We start from the raw sequence: 14,612 nt of genomic DNA on the forward strand, positions 1-14,612 counted from the left end.
TGAAGCCAAACAGGCCCAGCTCACTCGCAGCTGGGCCTTTTTCTTTGCGACGGCCCTGCATAATCGAACATTGGAACATCCCCTGCCCCGCAGAGTTCAACCCAGGCACGGGGCTTGGTCTCTCTACTGTTATTCGCCGAGGAGCGGGGTCACGCGACGCCGGGATTTGGCACGCCCAGTGGGGAGGCCCAGGCTCCCATGCGCCGCGTATCCAAGCCACAGGATCTCGCTTCACGAGGAGAGCCCATGACTTCGTCCCTGCGGACCACATTGCCGACCCTCTTCGCCCTTCTTCTCGGCTATGCGCTCATGCAGGTCGGCAATACCCTGCAGGGCACGCTCCTCAGCGTGCGCGGGAGCATCGAGCAATTCACGCCCACCGAGATCGGCGCCGTCGCTGCGGCTTTCTGGGGTGGCATCGTCCTGGGCTCCCTCTGGGCCGGACGGGTGATCCATCAGGTGGGGCATACACGCGCGTTCTCGGCCCTTGCGGCGGTGGCTTCCTCGGCCGTGCTGCTGCATCTGCTCGTGATCAGCCCGGCCGTGTGGATCGCAGCAAGAGCCGTCACCGGCTTCTGCTTTGCGGGACTCTTCATCGTGGTGGAAAGCTGGCTCAATGCCTCCGTGACGGCGCAGACGCGCGGGCAGACCTTGAGCCTCTACAGCATGACGGGTCTGGTAGCCGGCATCGGCGGGCAGATGCTCCTGCCGGCGGGCGACCCGCATGGGTTCCGGCTGTTCTGCTTCGTGGCTATCCTCATCTCGCTCGCTCTCGTGCCAACCGCCCTGTCGCGGGCGAACGCCCCGGCCCATGCGGTGAGCGACACGAGGATCAACCTGATGCAACTCTACCGGCAATCGCCCTTCGGCGTGGTGGCGGCGGTTCTGTGCGGCATCACCACCAGCTCGTTCTTCGCGCTCGGCCCGCTTTGGGCGCAGGAGCGGGGCCTGGACACCACGGAAATCGCGCTCTTCATGACCTGCGGCACGCTCGGCGGGTTTCTCACAACGTGGCCGCTCGGGTGGCTTTCAGACCGCATGGACCGCCGCCACGTGATCATGGGAACGGCCGCCATGGCGGCCTCGATCCTGCTGGTGCTCATCCATTCCGTGCCGCTCACCGTGCCGGCCTGGCTGCTCTTCATCTATGTGGCGATCTTCGGCGGCAGCGTGATCCCCACCTACAGCATCGTCACGGCGCATGTGAACGACATGGTGAAGCCCGGCGAGTTCGTGGCTGCCGCCGGCGGCCTCCTGATCCTGCTGGGCTTCGGTGCCGCCATCGGGCCCGTCATTGCAGGTGCGGCCATGACCCCGTTCGGACGCCTGGGGCTCGTCTATGTCTTCGTCATCGCCCAACTGCTCATGGCGATCTGGGGCGCCTATCGCAGCATCCAGCGCGCCGCACCGCCTACGGAGGCGAAGGAGAGTTTCGTGCCGGAGCCCACCGTTCCCGTGGGAACGCAGCTGGAGGCGCATTAGCGCCTCCAGTTCGCGACTTACACCAGAAGCGACTGCGCGCCGTCGATCCAGACCGGCGTGCCGGTGATGTGGCGGGCGCGATCAGACGCAAGGAAGAGCACGAGATCCGCCACCTCCTCGCTGGTGCCTGGCTCCTCGCCGGTAAGCGGGATCGGGCCGGCAGGGTATTCGGCGGGAACCTCCGCCTCTTCGGTGTTGCGCTTGTCGGTGTTCTCCGCGATCTGCGTGCCGATCCTGCCCGGGCAGACCACGTTCACCCGGATCTTGTGCTTGGCGAGTTCCACCGCCAGCATCTGGGCCATCGCCACCTGGGCGGCCTTGGTGGCGGAATAGGCCGTGGCGCCCGCGCTCGTGAAGGTGCGCGTGCCGTTGATGGAGGCGGTGATGACGATCGAGCCGCCCGCTGTCTTCAGGTGCGGCACCGCATAGTGGATGGTCAGGTAGGTGCCGCGCAGGTTCGTGTTGATGGTGCGATCCCACTCCGCCGGCTGCAATTCGTCGATCGGCGCCCAGACGCCATTGATGCCCGCATTGGCGAAGACGATGTCGAGGCGTCCGTAGGCCTGGACGAGATCGGCCACGGCCTTCTGCATCTCGGCCTCGCTCGCTACGTCGGCGACGAGCGGAATGGCCTTGCCTCCGGCCTGCTCGATCTCCTGCGCGACTTTACGGATCTCGTCTTCCGTATGGCTGAGCACGCCGACCATGGCGCCTTCACGCGCAAAGCGCAGAGCCGCCGCCTTGCCGATGCCGGATCCTGCGCCCGTGACGAGCGCGACCTTGCCTTGAAGTTCCATGTGCCGTTCCTCCGGTGATGGGATCGTCTGTTCCTGAACCGGAGGAGCGCCAGCTTGTTCCAGCCTTTCAGGCGATGCCGACGCGCCGCCCCGCGGCATCGACCACCGGCTGGCCGTCCTCCTTGACGAACTCGCCCTGCTGCGGCGGCAGGATGTCGAGCACCGTTTCCGAGGGACGGCAGAGCCTGACGCCGAGCGGCGTGACCACGATGGGCCTGTTGATCAGGACCGGGTGCTCCATCATGGCGTCGAGCAAGTGATCGTCGGTGAGGGAGGGATCGTCGAGACCGAGGTCCTGGAACGGCGTTCCCTTCTCGCGGATCACGTCGCGAACGCTCACACCCATGCGGTCGATGAGCTGGCGCAGGAGCAGGCGCGTGGGCGGGCACTTCAGGTACTCGACGATGTGCGGCTCGATCCCCGCATTGCGGATCATCGCAAGCGTGTTGCGGGAGGTGCCGCATTGGGGATTGTGGTAGATGATCACGTCCATGGCCAAACCCTGTCGTCGCGCATTCCCGCTTCTGCGGGCCGTGCTCAATGGCTAGAGGTGAATCATGAACCCATCAAGCGTCAAGGCGTGCTTCAGCCCTGGCAGGCTGCCCTGCCCTGCACCTGCAATCGCGTGAGAAGGCGCTGCGCGAGCGCGTCATGGGCCGCCTGGCTTTCGACGCCACTTAAGGAGAGTTCGAGCACCCATTCGCCCGAGAGCGGCACGATCAGCGTTTCGACCGTCATGCTCTGCGAGGCGCTCGGCAGGTTGGCGTCGATCCAGGTTGCGGACCAGCGTGCCGCCTTCCCGTGAGCGGACAGGGAGACCGATTGCGCCGGACGTCCGAGAAGCTCCTCGTAGTCCTTCTGCAGGAAGGCCGCGTCGCGGCTCGCGAGATCGGGCTGCGGCATGTCGCGAAGCTCGCCGGCGGAGCGAAGGCCGATGCCGATCTCGACGTCGGAGCGGGCAGCCTTCAGCCCCTGAGCGGTCGAGCGCCATTCCTCCGGGAGCGAGAAGGAGAAGCAGAGGCCGGACGGGACGGCACCCTTCACAGAAGTCTGGCGGATCATGGGATCGAAGCTCACCTGCACAGGCTCGCTGCTCATCGGTTGGTCGAGTGGCCCGTTCGCAGACTGCACGCTGGAAGCGGCAGAGAGTAGCAGAACCAGGGTTGCGGCTTGGAATGCCCCTGCTCGCCAGGATTTGACGCTACGCACTCGATCCTCCCACTGGGACAACCCCTCATCTTCATGGCAACGCGCGGGAACTGCTCCGGTTGCCTCAAGGGCCGTGATCTTGAGTTACAGGAGATTGGCCCTACCTCGCTCAGGAACGATCATGAACCTGGAGAGACTTCATGCAGGCCTTCATACGCGCCTCGCTCATCGCCGCCACCCTGCTCGCGGCAGGCCAAGCGACCGCTGCCACCTGCCGGGATCCCGCCGGTTTCGAGAAGTGGCTCGACGACATTGGGCAGGAAGCCGTGGCGCAGGGCATCTCGGCCCAGGCCGTCCGGCAGGGCCTGTCCGGCGTCACGTTTGATCAGAGTGTGATCAAGAGGGATCGCGGTCAGGGCGTGTTCAAGCAGAGCTTCGAGCAGTTCGCCGGCCGCATGGTTTCTGCCGGACGCCTCAAGGGCGGTGCCAACATGCTGCAGCGGCATGCGGGCACTCTCCAGCGCATCGAGCAGCGCTTCGGCGTGCCGGGACCGGTGCTGGTGGCGATCTGGGGGCTGGAGACCGATTTCGGTGCCGTGCGCGGCAACCTGCCGGTCATCCGCTCGGTTGCAACGCTGGCCTACGATTGCCGTCGATCCGACTTCTTCAAGGCTCACCTGTTCGACGCTCTCAGGATCGTCGATAAAGGCGACCTGTCTCCGGCCGAGATGCGCGGAGCCTGGGCGGGCGAGATGGGGCAGACGCAGTTCATGCCGTCGTCCTACGTCAAGTACGCCGTCGATTTCGACGGCGACGGACGCGCCGATCTCCTGCGCAGCCCGGCGGACGTGCTCGCCTCCACGGCCAATTATCTGCGCGGTCATGGCTGGGTGAAAGGCGCGGATTGGGAGCCAGGCTCCCCGAACTTCGAAGCGATCCGCGCCTGGAACAAGTCGCAGGTCTATTCGAAGACTATCGCCTTCTATGCAAAGAAGCTCGCGGGCGAAGATACATCGGCTTTCGCGAGCCAGTGACATTCGGAAAAGGGCGGGCTCCAAGCCCGCCCTTTTCCTGCGATTGATCAGCCTTGAGCGCGGATCCGGCCCAGCGAGCGGGTTAAAGCATCCTAGAAGAACAGTTCGCCCGCGCCCCAGGCGAGCAGGATGAAGATCACGAAGATCAGCAGGAAGATGCCGAACAACACCTTGGCGATGCTGCGCGCCCCCGAGGCGATTCCCGTGAAGCCCAGGGCGCCGGCCACGAGGGATACGACGAGAAAGATCAGAGCCCATTTGAGCATGTCGGCAACTCCTGCAGCTTACTGTCCAGCTTCTACCATAAGCGTTCAAGCCTGATCGGGTTCCCGATAGCACTGGGACGCCGGACATCGCCTTTCAGACCACAACGGTGACCTTCTCGGCGGCCCGGGTCAGGGCCGTGTAGAGCCAGCGGCTGCGATGCTCGCGAAAGGCAAAGGACTCGTCGAAGAGCACAAGGTCGTCCCATTGCGAGCCTTGGGCCTTATGCACGGTCAGCGCGTAGCCGTAGGTGAACTCGTCCGATTCCTTGCGCAGGACGAACGGCACCTCCTCCTCCGTGCCCTCGAAGAAAGCCTTGTGCACGGCCACTTCCACCGAGCGGCGGCGGGCATCGTCGTCGGGCAGCACGTCCATGCGAATGAAGTCGTTGCGGATGCCGCGCAGGGCCTGGATGCTCCAGGTGCCGCCATTGAGCAGGCCCTTGGTCTTGTCGTTGCGCAGGCACACGAGCTTCTCGCCAGCCGCCGGCATCGGGTCCCGGTAGCCGTTCAACTCGCGCAGGCGGGTGTTGTAGAGGCGCCGCGTCTTGTTGAGACCGACCAGCACCTGATCGGCTGCCATGACGGCGGCGGCATCAATCTCGCGACGGCGGATGATGCGGCTCTCGCCATAGATGCCCGGCTCGAGACGCCCGCCTTCACGGATCTGCATCGAGAGATGAATGATCGGATTGTCCTTGGCCTGGCGATGCACCTCCGTGAGCATCACGTCGGGCTCGCCTTCCGTGAAGAAGCCGCCCCCTTTGACGGGAGGCAGCTGCGCCGGGTCGCCGAGCACAAGGACCGGCTGACCGAAGGACAGGAGATCGCGTCCCAGTTCCTCGTCCACCATGGAGCATTCATCGATGATGATGAGATCGGCCTTGGAGGCCGGGCTCTGGCGGTTGATGACGAATTGCGGGCCGTTCTCGTCCGACTCTCGCGACTTGTAGATCATCGAGTGGATCGTGGAGGCATCCGTGCAGCCCTTCGTGCGCAGCACGAGCGCCGCCTTGCCCGTATAGGCGCCGAAGGCCACCTCGCCGTCCACATGCTCGGCGATATGCTTGGCGAGCGTGGTCTTGCCGGTGCCGGCATAGCCGAAGAGGCGAAACACCGGGCGATCGCCGCGGCGCAGCCACTCGGCGACGGCTTTCAGGGCGGCGTCCTGTTGCGGCGACCAGGTCATACGGTTCGTGCCTCGCGGTGAAGAGAATAGAGGAGGCCGACAATGATGCAGAAGCTTCCCAGGAAGACAAAGGGATCGAGCGGCTCGCCATAGAATTGCCAGCCGACGAAGGCGATCAGCGGGATGCGCATGAAGTCCAGGGGCACGACCATCGTGGCATCGCCCTGACGATAGGCGTTGGTCAGGCAGTAATGGGCGAGCAGGCCGCCAAGAGAGATGCCGATCAGGGGCAACACGTGGGACGACTGCACCTCCAACCAGAAGGCCCGGCGCACGCCCGCGAGGTTCATGGGCAGTTGCAGGAGGTTCATGAAGAACAGGATCGAGAAGGTGCTCTCGGTCATCGTGAGACGCTTGGTCATGATGGCCACGAGCGCGAAGCTGAAAGCCACTCCGAGCATCAGGAAACTGGCCGGCTGCAAGGTTTCCAGGCCGGGCCGCAGGATCACGAGAATGCCGATGAATCCAAGGATGACAGCCACCAATCGGCCTCGTGTCATCGTCTCTTTCAGCAGCGGAATCGCCAGCAGCGCCACCCAGGCCGGCGTGGTGAACTCGAGCGCGAAGACGGTTGCTAACGGCAGAAGCGTGAGGCCGAAAGCCCATCCGTCCGTGCCGGCGAAATGCAGGACGTTGCGCGTGAGATGCAGGCCGAAGCGCCGCGGCTTCAAGCCGGGTCTGAGCTCCGGCCTGACGAGGGTAAGGGCGAGCAGGATCAGGACGCCGGCACCGTTGCGCACCGCCAGCATCTCGAAGATCGAGAAGGCAGGCGCGAGCGCGCGCACGGCGATGGCGGTTGCCGAGAAGGCGAGGAGCGCGCCGCTCATCCAGAGGACGACGGCAAGGATGCTGCGTTGGGGCACGATGGACCGGACGATGTGAATGTCCCTTCCGCTTACCCCGCCGCTTCCCTCGCGTGAAGCCTTCATCGACACCAGACCTCCAGCGACCAAGGCGCGCATGATTGATCGCCTTCAAGTCGGCAGACAACACCCCGCACGATGAGTCATCGAACATGATTCTCGGCTCGAACCGTCGCTTTCATGCCGAACGTCATGCCGAAGAGACGATTTTTTTCGCGCGGTGTCGGAGCGCGGCATCGGACTCGTGAAAGGCCCTGATCTTCCCTCTCCAAGTGAGGAGGATTGCACCGCGATGTTGAACGTTCTTGAAGATGTTCGAATACTCGCGCGCTGGAGAAGATCAACTTTTGACATCATATAAGCATCTGACAGTAAATGATTTTTTCGACAGTATGCGACGGCCTTCCAAGTTGATCGACCATGCCGCGTCCTCTCTGCAAGCGACTCTAACTCACTCATCCTGCACCCGATATTGAGTCTTGCATCGGCAAGTGAAGAGAGCAGCGTCGAGCAACATATCCACAGAAAAAGTGCGCGTTCTACTGTCTACACTTTCCGTTATTCGGAACCCCCTTGGTATAACGACGTTGCCTTGCAAGCGTGACGGTTGCACGCGAAGGCCCTTGAAGGAGGCGGCAATGCCGACAGATACCAAGAACCCGCTGACGATGCTGTTCACGGGTGACACCGGTGCGACCAGCACCAAGAAGACCGCGAAGAAGAGCAGCTCGCGCAGCGGCTCGTCCAGCACCAAGAAGTCGGGCTCGAAGAGCTCGGGCGCCAAGAAGGCGACGGCCAAGAAGACGGCTGCGAAGTCGACCTCGAAGTCGGCATCGAAGTCCTCGGCCAAGTCCGGCGCCAAGAAGTCCACGGCGAAGAAGACGGCTGCTAAGAAGACCACGGCCAAGAAGACCGCTGCCAAGAAAACCTCGGCAAAGTCTTCCCCCAAGTCGGCGGCCAAGAAGACCACCGCCAAGAAGACAGCTGCTAAGAAGACGACCGCTAGGAAGACCGCTGCCAAGAAGACGACCGCAAAGAAGGCTTCGGCCAAGTCGAGCTCGTCGGCTTCCCGCAAGTCCTCGTCGGCTCGCTCCGGCGCATCGCGCTCTTCGGCCAAGAAGACGGCCTCGCGCAGCTCCAGCCGCGGCGCGGTGAAGTCCTCGTCCCGCAGCTCGGCGTCCAAGTCGCGCAGCAGCTCCAAGTCGGCGCCCAAGCGCGCTGCCGCTGCTACGAGCCGGACCTCTTCCACGAAGAAGTCGGGCAAGGTCGCCAAGCGTTCGTCCAGCTCCCGTTCGTCGAGCTCCCGCAAGAGCCCGTCGAAGTCCAGGCGCTAAGACCCCCATGCGGCACGCGCCGGGATAGGCTTCCCTGTCGTCAGGCGCGTGCGCATAAAAAATCGCCCGGTGAAAACCGGGCGATTTCTTTTGTCCGCGTTGAAGAGGCTTACCGGCCCGTGCTCATCGGGTCGCTGGCACCCCAGTAAGGGGTTGCATTGTAGTAGCGGTGGACGTGCTCCTCCCATTCCCGATCGTAAGAAGCATCGTGCCCTTCCGCACTGCGCCGGGGAGCGCCGCGCAGCTGATCTTCGTTGAGGTTCAGCTCGTAGGCATCGAGCTCCGTGTTGTACTTCAGGACGCCCCAGGGAAGCGTGTAGTATTCCTCGCCGAGACCCATGAAGCCGCCGAAGCTCATGACCGCATAGGCCACCTTGCCGGACCGCTTCTCGATCATCACGCGCTCGATCGTCCCGATCTTCTCACCGTCCGAGCGGCGGACGGGCGTTCCCTCAACCTTGTCGCTGGCGATCAGGCTATGGGTTTCGCGAACGTCGCCACTCTGTGCCGTCGTCTCCATCATCTCGCTCCTTCGTCTGTGAGATCCTAAGGCAACGCTCGGGTTGAAAACCCGGTTCCGTGCCCCGCTTCTCCAAGCTTTCCAAGGCTTTGCTCCTGAGCGAAGCGCTGCCGTAGGAACCCCCTTACCGCCCTCACGTTGATCAACGTTTCCGCAATGAACGATATGAGGGAGATTGCCATGGCGGTTCGCCAGAAGCCGGTTGAGGAGCAGGTCATCGTCATCACCGGCGCATCCAGCGGCATCGGACTTGCAACAGCGCACCTGTTCGCCGAGCGCGGGGCCAGAGGTCTGGTCCTCGTCGCCCGCAACGAGGAGGCCCTGCGCAAGATCGCCGATGAGCTCAGCCATGGCCATACCCGCGCCATTGCGGTGGCGGCGGATGTGAGCAAGCGGGAGGATCTGGAGCGCGTGGCGCGCACGGCCATCGATACCTTTGGCGGCTTCGACACCTGGGTGAACGATGCGGCGGTCGCCCTGTATGGCAACCTCAACGAGATCCCCATGGAGGATCAACGGCAGCTCTTCGACGTGAATTACTGGGGTGTGGTCAACGGTTCCATGATCGCTGCCGACCACATGCGCCGCCGCGGCGGCACCATCATCAATGTGGGCAGCGTCCTGTCCGAGCGGGCCATGATCCTGCAGACCCAGTATTCCGCCTCCAAGCATGCCGTGAAGGCCTTCACCGATGGCCTGCGCATGGAGCTGGAGAACCAGGACGCTCCGATTGCGATCACGCTGATCAAGCCGTCGTCCATCGACACGCCTTATGTGGAGCACGCCCGCAACTATCTCGATCGGAACAACGCCGTTCCTCCGCCGGCCTACGATCCGCACCTTGTGGGCAAGGCGATCATGTTCGCGGCCGAGCATCAGCGCCGTGAGATCACCGTCGGGTTCGGCGGCTGGGTCATCGGCGCCATGGGCAAGGTGGCTCCGCGCCTGATGGACAAAGCCATGGAATGGACCGGCTACGGGTCACAGACGACGGATCAGCCGGAACGTCCCGGCATGCGCGACAACCTCTATCAGGCCCGTGAGGATGGCGACATGTACTCGTCCCTGCCCGGCGAGCCGCGCAAGACGAGCTTCCTGCTCGAGGCGCAGCTTCATCCTTTCGTGACGGCGGCCGTTCTGGCCGGCGTCGCTGCCGGCATCGCCGCGCTGTTCATCCCATCCTTGAGCGGCGGACAGCGCCGGCGCCAAGCCAAGCGCCCGACGCCGCGCTACCAGCCCACCATGCGGCGCACAGGCAACGGTCACGACAAGCGCACCCTCGGCCCTGGCCATGTGAGCCAGCGCGGGCCCTATGAGGGGCGCCCTCAACCCCGACACTGACCATAACAAGGGCCGGACCTCACATCCGGCCCTTCTTCTTGAAGAGCGACAAGATGGCCACCACCGGCACATTCCGAAGTCGCGGGATGCGGGTTAGCCTTCCTGCATGAACCCGATTCGCTTCTCCGCCATCGCGCTCGCTCTCGTCATCGGCGGCTCTGCCGCCGCGCAGGACAAGGGCACCCTCAACCCGAAGCCCTTAGCCCCGCTCGCCAACCCGAGCGATCCGAACCTGGCCGCGAAGGAGCTCTTCGGCCGCCGCACCACGCCGGCGGACATGCAGTCACGCTCCATCGGCGGCTATGCCCGCGGCTGTGTTGCAGGCGCCGAGGCCATCCCGGTCGACGGGGAGAACTGGCAGGTCATGCGCCTGTCCCGCAACCGCAACTGGGGCCATCCTCAGCTGATCGACTTCCTGCAAAGGTTTGCCACACGGCTTCCATCCGTCAACGGATGGCCGGGGCTTCTTGTGGGCGATATCTCGCAGCCGCGCGGCGGACCCATGATCACGGGCCACGCCTCGCACCAGATCGGCCTCGATGCGGACATCTGGCTCACCCCCATGCCCAACCGCCGCCTGAGCCGGGCCGAGCGGGAGGAGATGTCGGCCACCAACATGGTGCGCGACGACTGGCTCGACGTGGATCCGAACCGTTGGACGCCCCAGCACACCGCCCTCATCCGTGCGGCAGCCCAGGAACGTGGCGTCGCCCGGATCTTCGTGAACCCCGCGATCAAGAAGGCGCTCTGCCGCGAGGCGGGCGCGGACCGTGGCTGGCTGGCCAAGGTGCGGCCGATGTGGGGCCACAACTATCACTTCCACATCCGCCTCGCCTGCCCGGCCGGCAATGCCGGGTGCTCGGACCAGGACCCGCCGCCTGGCGGCGATGGCTGCGGAGCGGAGCTCGCGGGCTGGTTCACGCCCCAGATGCTGAACCCGAAGCCGGGCAAGCCCCGCCCGCCTCTGACCATGGCGCAGCTGCCCAACGAGTGCCGGAGCGTTCTCGCGGCGCCTGACGGGCCGTGAATAAAAAGAAAGCGGATCGACCCGTGCCGGAGTCGATCCGCTCTCCTGCGTCTTGAAAATGGAAGGGTCGGCCTATTCGGCCGCCACGCCCACGCCGATGGGGCAGGACACGCCGGTGCCGCCCAGCCCGCAATACCCGTTCGGGTTCTTGGCCAGGTATTGCTGGTGGTAATCCTCAGCAAAGTAGAATGGACCTGCATCCAGGATCTCGGTCGTGACCGGCCCGTAGCCCTTGGCGGCAAGCGCTTGGGCGTAAGCAGCCTTGGAGGCCTCGGCGGCCTTGCGCTGATCCTCGTTGTGCACGTAGATCCCGGAGCGGTACTGGGTGCCCACATCGTTGCCCTGGCGCATGCCCTGGGTTGGGTCGTGGTTCTCCCAGAAGGTCTTCAGCAGAGCGTCGTAGGAGATCACCTTCGGATCGAAGACCACCAGCACCACCTCGTTGTGCCCGGTGAGCCCTGAACAGACCTCCTCATAGGTCGGGTTCGGCGTGATGCCGGCGGCATAGCCCGCGGCGGTGATCCAGATGCCGTCGCCCGTCTGCCAGAACTTGCGCTCCGCGCCCCAGAAGCAGCCCAGACCGAATACGGCCTTCTCCATACCGTCCGGATAGGGCGGCAGCAGCGGACGGCCGTTGATGAAATGCCGCTCCGCGGTCGGGATGGGACTCGACCGCCCCGGCAGGGCCTCGGCGGCTTGCGGCAGGTCGGTGCGTTTGCGGAAGCTGAACATCGGGGATCCCTCGCGTGACCCCGCTTATATAATCATCGCGCTGTTCTGACGGGAGGGGCTGCTTGCCTCACCTTGCCGTGAAAGGCTTCAGCGCTCGGCCAGGTAGCCGATGGGCTCGAGGGGCTTCTGGCCGAGCCACAGCAGGAAGGCTCCGATGATGAATCCGGTGACCGAGGCAGGCAGCTGGAGGCCATAAGTGGCGATCGGCTCCCACAGCCATGTGGAACTGCGCTGTGCCATTCCCCCCTCCAATCCGGCCATGCTTCCCGGAAAGAGAATACCCGCCACTTTCCCGATAGGAGCGAACGATACAGCATTGTTGACGATGGAGCGTGTTCCATCGATCACCAACCCGACAAATCCTGCAGCAATGAGCAGAAGGCCAAGGCTACGCGCTAAGAACTTCAAGGGAGGATACCTCTCCAAACAGAGGGGAGATTATCTAGCCCTTTTTGTGGCAATGGCAAAGGCGATTCCGGATGATTTGTCATAAGTTCGGTCTTGCCTTTTGCCCACATTTAGCGATACACGGGCGCTCCGCAGATGAAGCGGAGAACCTGAACTGCCTGCCGGATGGTGGGCAAGGGTTCCTGAGCCGAGAAGGCTCACGCTGGAGGGGTGGCCGAGTGGTTGAAGGCGCACGCCTGGAAAGTGTGTATACGGGAAACCGTATCGCGGGTTCGAATCCCGCTCCCTCCGCCATATCCTAAGACTAAAGGTTTGACATGACTGGCAGTTTGCCAATCGAGCCGGGCCCGCCCCACAATTTGCCCCACTTTTAGTTTGGCTTCAGGTGGCCGCTCTTAGACTACTTCGGACAACGGGTCACTCGCGGGTCGGCGTAGGCATTTGACGATGGCTAAGCGACAGCCAATTTTGATCCAAACTATAACCTGACCGTGGTGAAACGTTGGCGGTTAGTCCAATGAACAGTCTATCACCATTCTTGCTGGGCCTAAAGTTGCTGGGGAACCATGCGCCCACTGCCCGCGACATACAGATCCGGTCCGATACCGAGATCCGGAATATCATCGCGGCAGCCCTAAAGATTGACCCGAGCCGACCATTGCAGATCTTCATCCTTCCGCTGAATTGATCCTAACCGCCCTTAACTGCTCCTGCCGTGAGTCCGGCTACGATCTGTCTCTGTGCAACAATCGTCAGCACGAGGACCGGCAGGGTCACGATCAGTGCCGACGCCGCCAAGGGACCCCAGCTCAACTGCTCGAAGGACAGCATGTTATAGACCGCGACGGGCAAGGTTCGGGTTTCCCGACCCGCGAGCACGATACCGAAAACAAAGTTGTTCCAGGAAAAGATCACCGCAAGGATGAAGGCAACGGTAATGCCGGGCTTGGCAATAGGCAGCGCGATGTAACGAAAAACATGCCACCGATTAGCACCATCGATGACGGCTGCCTCCTCCAACTCGAGCGGGGTTGTCTCGAAGTAGCCGATCATAATCCAGATGACGATCGGAACCGTAATCACGAGGTGGGCGATGATCTGTGGCACCAGAGTGCCCATAAGCCCCAGCCATTGGAACAGCAGGAAGAGCGGGATCAGGTACGACAGCCCCGGAGTCATGCGGGCAATGAGCACGACCACGGCAGCTTTGGTCGCCTTCATACGGGCGATACCATAACCCGCAGGCACGCCGATCAGGAGGGCAAGGCCAGTTGCAGCCCCAGTCACGATCAGGCTGTTGAGGAAGAAGAGGCCGAAACGGTTTGATTCGAACACGCCCGTATAGTTCTTCCAGGCGAACCTTTCTGGTATCAGAATAGGCGGGTAAGCGGCGTTATCGACCTCGAATTTTAATGAGAGCGAAGCCATCCAGAGGAAGAACAGAACGGCCGGGGAAACCAGCACAAGGCCGACAAACAGCAGGCCGAGCGAATTGGCAGCTTTTCGAAAACTCATGCTCACGCCTGAACGTCGGTCCACTTCGTGCGCTGACGAAGATGGAGCATGAGGAGGGACAGGGCGATGACGATGGCGAAGAACACGACCGCGATGGCTGAACCGTATCCGACATCGTAATAGGCGAAGGCGACGCTGTAGAGATAGAGATTGATTGTTTCCGATGCGGTGCCTGGTCCACCCTGGGTGATGGCATAAATGATGTCGAAGCTTTTCAGAGCATCGATGGTTCTGATGATCACGGCAACCATCAGAAACGGCGCAATCATCGGCAGCGTGATGTAGCGGAAGCGTTGCAGAACGGTTGCTCCGTCGATGGCCGCGCTTTCATAAGGCTCTGTTGGAATAGCCGCGAGCCCCCCCAGGACTATCAGCATGACAAGCGGCGTCCATTGCCAAGTTTCGACCAAAACCAACGACGGGATCACGGTTGAGGGATTGAAGACCCAGGCCTGAGGCCCAATCCCGACCAGTGACAGAAGGTAGTTCAGAACCCCCAGTTGCGGATGAAACATCATTGTCCATACGAGGGCGACTGCAACGGGCGTGGCCATCATCGGCATGACGAACACGCCGCGCAAAACGCCCCGGAACGGTAGACGCGAGTTGAAAATGAGAGCTGCCAGAGTGCCGAAGATCAACGGCAGCACCACGGCGAGGAGGGTATAGACGAGCGTGTGACCTACTGAGGTCAGGAAGCGCTCGTCCGACGCCAGACGCATGTAATTGGACAAACCGGTGAAGCGCCGAGCTCCACCAACCGTCCATTCATGCATGCTCATCCAAACCGTGAAGACCCACGGGAAAACGATTACTGATCCCACCACAGCCACGGCGGGAACAACAAAGGGCCAGTAGGCGGTTTTCGGGCGGGCTCCCGTGGCGGAGACTGTCCCTGCCAAAGGAGCGACCTGGCGTTCAGCAATGGTGGCCATGCAACTGCTCCACCATGCTGATC

Annotated in this window: 16 protein-coding genes and 1 tRNA gene; 5 read left to right on the forward strand and 12 right to left on the reverse strand. The window is 62.9% G+C overall.

The genetic code is table 11. The features are described 5' to 3' along the window. Positions 1-246 precede the first annotated feature (246 nt). The gene (locus IC232_RS01555; RefSeq protein WP_190843125.1) at positions 247-1,482 is read left to right on the forward strand and encodes an MFS transporter; all 1,236 of its coding nucleotides are present in this window, start codon (positions 247-249) and stop codon (positions 1,480-1,482) included. A gap of 17 nt (positions 1,483-1,499) precedes the next feature. Here the strand turns inward: IC232_RS01555 and IC232_RS01560 are convergent, their stop codons facing one another. The 3 genes from IC232_RS01560 to IC232_RS01570 form a co-directional block, all read right to left on the reverse strand. Then, positions 1,500-2,279, reverse strand: a complete 780-nt coding sequence (locus tag IC232_RS01560; RefSeq protein ID WP_190843126.1) for an SDR family oxidoreductase — start codon at positions 2,277-2,279, stop codon at positions 1,500-1,502. A 67-nt stretch (positions 2,280-2,346) separates the two neighbouring features. Continuing rightward, complete coding sequence (arsC, locus tag IC232_RS01565) at positions 2,347-2,772, reverse strand: arsenate reductase (glutaredoxin) (RefSeq protein WP_190843127.1); 426 nt, start codon at positions 2,770-2,772, stop codon at positions 2,347-2,349. A gap of 92 nt (positions 2,773-2,864) precedes the next feature. After that, positions 2,865-3,488: a hypothetical protein gene (locus IC232_RS01570; protein ID WP_190843128.1), complete on the reverse strand. Its 624-nt coding sequence runs from the start codon at positions 3,486-3,488 to the stop codon at positions 2,865-2,867. Positions 3,489-3,628: 140 nt separating this feature from the next. Here IC232_RS01570 and IC232_RS01575 point away from each other — a divergent pair, with 140 nt between their 5' ends. Further along, positions 3,629-4,462, forward strand: a complete 834-nt coding sequence (locus tag IC232_RS01575) for a lytic transglycosylase domain-containing protein (protein WP_190843129.1) — start codon at positions 3,629-3,631, stop codon at positions 4,460-4,462. 92 nt (positions 4,463-4,554) lie between these two features. On the opposite strand, the gene IC232_RS01580 is transcribed toward IC232_RS01575, so the two are convergent. The 5 genes from IC232_RS01580 to IC232_RS01600 all read right to left on the reverse strand — a co-directional run bounded on the left by IC232_RS01580 (position 4,555) and on the right by IC232_RS01600 (position 8,631). After that, a complete protein-coding gene (locus IC232_RS01580; protein ID WP_190843130.1) occupies positions 4,555-4,728 on the reverse strand; it encodes a DUF1328 domain-containing protein in 174 nt (57 codons plus the stop codon). A 94-nt stretch (positions 4,729-4,822) separates the two neighbouring features. Next, positions 4,823-5,914, reverse strand: coding sequence for an ATP-dependent RecD-like DNA helicase (locus tag IC232_RS01585; RefSeq protein ID WP_190843131.1), 1,092 nt, complete (start codon positions 5,912-5,914; stop codon positions 4,823-4,825). After that, the gene (locus IC232_RS01590) at positions 5,911-6,876 is read right to left on the reverse strand and encodes a DMT family transporter (protein ID WP_246811992.1); all 966 of its coding nucleotides are present in this window, start codon (positions 6,874-6,876) and stop codon (positions 5,911-5,913) included. The genes IC232_RS01585 and IC232_RS01590 overlap by 4 nt, the downstream gene beginning before the upstream one ends. Before the next feature lie 352 nt (positions 6,877-7,228). Then, positions 7,229-8,086: a hypothetical protein gene (locus IC232_RS01595; protein WP_190843132.1), complete on the reverse strand. Its 858-nt coding sequence runs from the start codon at positions 8,084-8,086 to the stop codon at positions 7,229-7,231. 134 nt (positions 8,087-8,220) lie between these two features. Beyond that, positions 8,221-8,631: a PRC-barrel domain-containing protein gene (locus tag IC232_RS01600; RefSeq protein WP_190843432.1), complete on the reverse strand. Its 411-nt coding sequence runs from the start codon at positions 8,629-8,631 to the stop codon at positions 8,221-8,223. A gap of 180 nt (positions 8,632-8,811) precedes the next feature. Here IC232_RS01600 and IC232_RS01605 point away from each other — a divergent pair, with 180 nt between their 5' ends. Both IC232_RS01605 and mepA read left to right on the forward strand, forming a co-directional pair. Continuing rightward, positions 8,812-9,972: an SDR family oxidoreductase gene (locus tag IC232_RS01605; protein ID WP_190843133.1), complete on the forward strand. Its 1,161-nt coding sequence runs from the start codon at positions 8,812-8,814 to the stop codon at positions 9,970-9,972. Positions 9,973-10,078: 106 nt separating this feature from the next. Next, a complete protein-coding gene (mepA, locus tag IC232_RS01610) occupies positions 10,079-10,999 on the forward strand; it encodes a penicillin-insensitive murein endopeptidase (protein WP_190843134.1) in 921 nt (306 codons plus the stop codon). A 72-nt stretch (positions 11,000-11,071) separates the two neighbouring features. Here mepA and msrA read toward each other — a convergent pair whose 3' ends face one another. Next, a complete protein-coding gene (gene msrA / locus IC232_RS01615) occupies positions 11,072-11,731 on the reverse strand; it encodes a peptide-methionine (S)-S-oxide reductase MsrA (RefSeq protein ID WP_190843135.1) in 660 nt (219 codons plus the stop codon). Between the two features lie 87 nt (positions 11,732-11,818). Continuing rightward, positions 11,819-11,971, reverse strand: coding sequence for a hypothetical protein (locus IC232_RS01620; RefSeq protein WP_190843136.1), 153 nt, complete (start codon positions 11,969-11,971; stop codon positions 11,819-11,821). A gap of 372 nt (positions 11,972-12,343) precedes the next feature. Here IC232_RS01620 and IC232_RS01625 point away from each other — a divergent pair. Next, positions 12,344-12,433 (forward strand) — tRNA-Ser (locus IC232_RS01625). A gap of 396 nt (positions 12,434-12,829) precedes the next feature. On the opposite strand, the gene IC232_RS01630 is transcribed toward IC232_RS01625, so the two are convergent. Both IC232_RS01630 and IC232_RS01635 read right to left on the reverse strand, forming a co-directional pair. Next, entirely contained in the window at positions 12,830-13,654 is an 825-nt protein-coding gene (locus IC232_RS01630) for a carbohydrate ABC transporter permease (protein ID WP_190843433.1), read from the reverse strand. A 2-nt stretch (positions 13,655-13,656) separates the two neighbouring features. After that, entirely contained in the window at positions 13,657-14,589 is a 933-nt protein-coding gene (locus IC232_RS01635; protein WP_190843137.1) for a carbohydrate ABC transporter permease, read from the reverse strand. Positions 14,590-14,612: the final 23 nt, after the last annotated feature.

It is taken from the genome of Microvirga sp. (genome assembly GCF_014699075.1).
GTDB lineage: Bacteria > Pseudomonadota > Alphaproteobacteria > Rhizobiales > Beijerinckiaceae > Microvirga.